Genomic DNA, 3671 nt, shown 5'->3' on the forward strand with positions numbered 1-3671 from the left:
CTCCATGGCCTTGCGCAGGTCGTCCCGCGTGAACGTCCGCCGCGCCCTCGACCGCGAGTACTCGCGGCCCGCGCCGTGGGGCGAGGAGTTCAGCGACACCGGGTTGCCCTTGCCCACCACGACGTAGGACGCGGTGCCCATCGAGCCGGGGATGAGGCCGGGACGCCCCTCCTCCGCGTTGATCGCGCCCTTGCGGGACAGCCACACCTCCTTGCCGAAGTGCTTTTCCCGCTCCGTGTAATTGTGGTGGCAGTTCCGCGTGAGGATGTTGTCCGCCAACGCGAAGGAATGCGTCCCCTCGACGACCGCGCAGTACACCTCGGTCCACTCCCCGGTCGGCCGGACGGAGATGACGTTCCAGCCACGGCGCTCGGCGGCGTGCCGCCCGGCGACGAAGCGCTCCCGGTGGTGGTCGAGCAGGAAGAACTCCGGGTCGAGGTCGCCGCGCATGAGACCGACGAGGTGCAGGGCGGTCGGCTCACCGCCGAAGCCGCTGCGCAGCCGTGACCTGATGCCGAACGTCCCGATGCCGACCGCTTGGCAGGCCAGGCGCACGAACTCCAGGTCCTCGGAGGACGCGGAGGCCAGGGTCGGGCGCCCCGTCCTGTCGACGTCGCCGTCCGCCGCGAAGTAGCCGGCCAGCCACCCGTACAGCTCGTTCGCCGGTGCGTCGAGCGACGGGCGCCCGGTCTTCCACTCGACCGGGAGCCCGTTGATCCGCGTCAGGTTGCTGTACACGCGTGGCGGGCGCCCCAGGCCGTCGAACAAAGGCATGAGCGCTGCGTCCTTCGCACCGCAGAAATTGGCACTCGAACGGTTCCCGTTCCTGCTCCCGTCCCCGTAAACGAACCCACGGGCGGCCGCGAGCCGGTCCACCGCGAGGCCCTCCGGCCTCTTGGGGAAGGTGAACTGGAGGCGGTCGCCGGCCTTCAGCTCCGCGGTCGTGGCCTCGTGCTCGTGGCCTCGCCGCGAGCGGAGGAGCCAGCGGTGGCCGGCGGTGGCCCGGATCTTCTTGATGACGCCGGAGCGGCTGAGCACCACCTCGTGCACCTCCTGCCGACCGAACGAGCGAACCGGGGCCTTGACCCACTCGCCGTTCGCGGTGAGCAGTTCGTGGTGGCCGCCGGCCAGTGCCTCGATGGGGCGCGTGCCGGTGCGGGTGATGACCTCCGTTTCGCCCGCGAAGCAGTTCACCGTCTCGAGCCGCTGCACGTCGTGGCCGCTCCACTCCGCCAGGCAGTCGACGACGCGGTCCATCATCTCCTCGCGGTTGAGCCACGCGAACTCCTGGGCCCAGCGCATCTCCCGGATGTACCGCCAGAACTCGTCCTCGCCCTCCACGAGGTACGCGAGGTCGAGGTCGGGCAGGTCGATCCAGCGCCGCTCGCACTGCTGCCGGGCGACCGCGATGTGCTTCTGCGCGATCTTGTTGCCGACGCCGCGCGACCCGGAGTGCAGGAACAGCCACACCCGCCCGGCCTCGTCGAGGGTGACCTCGATGAAGTGGTTGCCGCTGCCGAGGCTGCCGAGCTGGAACCGCCAGTTGCCGGCGTACGAGTCGGGGTCGAAGCCCGCCTCCTCGGCGCTGCGGGTGAGCACGTCGACGCGCTCGCGCGCGGTGTCGGTGAGGCGGGTGTTGTGCTTGCCCGCGGACAGCGGGACGGCCTTCTCGATGGCCTGGCGCAGGGGTGCGAGGGGTCGGGAGCGGAGGTCTTCCCCGGTGAACTGGGTGCGCACGGCGATCATGCCGCAGCCGATGTCGACGCCCACGGCGGCGGGGATGATCGCGCCGAGGGTGGGGATGACGCTGCCGACCGTGGCGCCCTTCCCGAGGTGGGCGTCGGGCATGAGCGCCAGGTGCGGGTGGATGAACGGCATGCGCGAGGTCTTCTCGGCCTGCTCGCGTGCGCCGGGGTCGAGGATGGACGCCCAGTTCACCAGGCGCTTGTTGATGTGCTCCACGGTTCTCCTCTGCTCGTGGAGGAAGTTATGCGCCGGCGGGCCGTGCCGCGACCCAAATTCGCCCGTGCGCGACCGGTTCGACGGGCCGGGTGGTGGGGAGCGGGAACTCGGCGGTGCGGGCTCCGGGTTCGGCGACGACCCGGAGGGCGTGCGGTGGCAGTCGGTGGGCGGGGTGGAGCGGTCCTCCGGTGACCGGACCGGTCCGGCCGTGCGCACCGGTCTCAGCGGCGCTCGGCCCAGTCCTTCACCCGGCGGTCGAGCAGCGCGGTGATGATCGCGACCGCCAGCAGGAGGCCGAGCACGCCGGCCACGGAGACGGTGGCGATGTTGACCAGCGCGTTGATCAGGTAGACGGTCTCCAGGCTGAACAGCAGGGGTCGCACCCAGGGTTGGCGCGTCATCACGTTGGCGGTGCCGAGCAGCAGGCCGAGCGCCATCGCGGCGTTGATCGTGGTGATGACGGTCAGGAGGCCGGCGTCCTGGCCGTGGTCGAGGCGCTCCGCCACGCTCACGACGAGGACGACCGTAGCCAGGAGGGCGAAGGCGGTCTGCACCCACAGCAGCACGCGGGCGGTCTTGAGCCGGGCGGGCGGGGCGGTGGGCGCCGGTTCCGGCGGGTCGGTCGGGTGCGACGTCTTGGGGCTCATGGGCAGCAGTGTCGGCGGGGCCGGCGGGGGTGTCGGCGGGCTTGGCACCTACCTGCCACCCCGGCCGCCCGCTCGGCCGTCACCTGCGCCAGACGCCCTCCGGGCCGGGGCTGGTGAGCCTGGCGAAGTCGAGCCGGCCCGGTTTGGCCTGCCGGTGCAGGCGGGACAGCATGTCGTGGCGGCGGCGGGCCAGCACCGCGATCACCTCCTCGGGTGACATGGCGGCCTCGTCGCCGCGGGCGTTGCCGTACCAGTTGCCCAGCAGCTCCAGCGCCAGGTCGGTGACCATGACCGCGCCGACGCCGTGCACCGCCTCGTCGCCGACGAGCCCGGAGTGCAGGGTGAGGTTGCGCGTGGCGTAGAGGGAGTCCACCACGGTGGTCATCCGCTCGGTCCGCTCCCGCACCCAGGTGGCGAGCAGCGCCGGGTCGGCGAGCCGGGCCCGCCACTGCTCGACCTGCCGCCGGGCGGCCGGGTGCAGCACGGGCAGCAGGGCGTCCAGCGCGGTCCGGGCCGCGACCAGGGGTTCGGGGTCGCGCGCGGGTGGGCGCAGCAGGTCGGTCCACGTGTTGAGGTCCCGCAGGTGGTGCCGTTCGTCGTGGCGGGCGTGCCCGCCGAGGGCGGCCAGGGACGTGCCGACGAGGTCGGCCAGGGCGGCGAGGTCCCGTTCGGCGGGGTCGGCTTCGGCGGCGGCCAGGAGGTCGGCCAGTCGGGTCCGGCGCGGGTGGTCGGGTGGGCAGCGGTCGAGGGCGCGCCGCCGTTGCGCCGCGGCGCGGCGGGCGAGGTGCGCCTTGACCCGGGCCTGGTCGAGGCGGGCGGCGGCGGACTGGCGCACGACCCGGTAGGCGCCGACGACCTCCTGGCGCAGGGACTGCACGGCGAGGGCGGCCGCCAGCTCCGCGCGCCGCACCAGCCCGCAGGCCTCCAGCGCGGACCACGCCAGCGCCGGCGCCACGGCGGGCACGCCCATGGCCACGTGCGCCATCCGCAGCGCCCGCCGGACCTCCTCGGGCAGTTCGCGGCGGGTCAGGGGGCGGGCGATCGGCGTGCCCCGGCCCACCG

The 3671-nt window shown here is 73.4% G+C and carries 3 protein-coding genes; all 3 read right to left on the reverse strand.

The window, feature by feature from the left end; all coding sequences use genetic code 11:
* The coding region (locus ACFV4N_RS41325) for an RtcB family protein (RefSeq protein ID WP_499678150.1) at nt 1-1962 on the reverse strand (1962 nt) is incomplete at its 3' end.
* 221 nt (nt 1963-2183) lie between these two features.
* Nucleotides 2184-2609: a hypothetical protein gene (locus ACFV4N_RS41330; RefSeq protein ID WP_499678151.1), complete on the reverse strand. Its 426-nt coding sequence runs from the start codon at nt 2607-2609 to the stop codon at nt 2184-2186.
* 79 nt (nt 2610-2688) lie between these two features.
* Nucleotides 2689-3671, reverse strand: a 983-nt coding sequence (locus ACFV4N_RS41335; RefSeq protein ID WP_499678152.1) for a hypothetical protein, incomplete at its 5' end; no start/stop codon positions are given.

It is taken from the genome of Actinosynnema sp. NPDC059797, assembly GCF_042732085.1.
GTDB lineage: Bacteria > Actinomycetota > Actinomycetes > Mycobacteriales > Pseudonocardiaceae > Actinosynnema.

What these genes read in the sequence shown, in the direction of transcription:
- ACFV4N_RS41330 (WP_499678151.1), bottom strand. Translation starts at nt 2,609, where the DNA reads ATGAGCCCCAAGACGTCGCACCCGACCGACCCGCCGGAACCGGCGCCC.